Source organism: Mesorhizobium sp. M7A.F.Ca.CA.002.05.1.1 (genome assembly GCF_003998335.1).
GTDB lineage: Bacteria > Pseudomonadota > Alphaproteobacteria > Rhizobiales > Rhizobiaceae > Mesorhizobium.
Window position 1 is genome coordinate 1 of the sequence record NZ_RZQI01001400.1, and the last position, 941, is coordinate 941.

At 66.0% G+C, this 941-nt stretch carries 1 protein-coding gene; it reads left to right on the plus strand.

The window, feature by feature from the left end; genetic code table 11:
* Positions 1–38: 38 nt before the first annotated feature.
* A partial coding sequence (locus EN939_RS35885) for an alanine racemase (RefSeq protein ID WP_164751591.1) occupies positions 39–941 on the plus strand: 903 nt, incomplete at its 3' end.

The window sequence follows — 941 nt, forward strand, 5'->3', positions numbered from 1 at the left end:
GTCTCGCCCTATATGGCCGGCTTGTTCGGCATCGAATGATGAGCACCTATTTTTCCACCCTCTCGGATGCGCTGAAGACCGCCGGCATCTTCCAGCCCTGCCTGCTGCTCGATCGCGACCGGCTGGACGGCAACATTGCCCTGGTCAAGGAGAGACTGGATCCCGGCCTGGCCGTGCGGCTGGTCGACAAATCGCTCGCGTGCATGCCGCTGCTTGCGTATATCGCCAAGGCGCTTGGCAGTGAGCGCTTCATGACCTTCCACCCGCCGATCAGCGAGGCGGTGCTGAAGGCGTTCCCGGATGCCGATCTGCTCTACGGCAAGCCGATGCCGATCGGCGCGGCAAGGGCGGCGCTGGTGAAAGCCGATACCGACTGGTCGCGCGTCTGCTGGCTGATCGACAGCGAGGAAAGACTGGCGGAATATGGCGCGCTGGCAGACGAACTCGGCATCGGCCTGCGCATCGCTTTCGAGATCGATGTCGGGCTGCATCGCGGCGGGTTCGCCAATCCTGAGGCCTTGTCGAAGGCGTTGAGCGCGTTGCCGGCCCGGCTGCATTGCGAAGGCGTCATGGCCTACGAGGCGCATGCGCCGCTCATTCCTGGCCTTTTCGGCGGACCGGCAAAGGCATTGGCAAAGGCGTCGGCGCAGGCCTCGGCGTTCGTCGCCTGTCTCGGCGCCGACCAGCGCCGCATCCTGAACATCGGCGGCAGCAAGACCGCGCTGCTTCATCATGGCGGCGCGGCCAATGAGGTCTCGATGGGCTCGGCCTTTGTGCTGCCCAGCGACTTCGATACGCCAGGCCTCGACGGCTTCCAGCCGGCGGCCTTCATCGCCACGCCGATCCTGAAAATGGTCGAGCCGATGCTGCCCGGCCCGCCGGCCGTCACCCGCCTGCTGCAGGCGCTCGGCCGGTTCCCGCGCAAGGGTTGCTACCTCCTG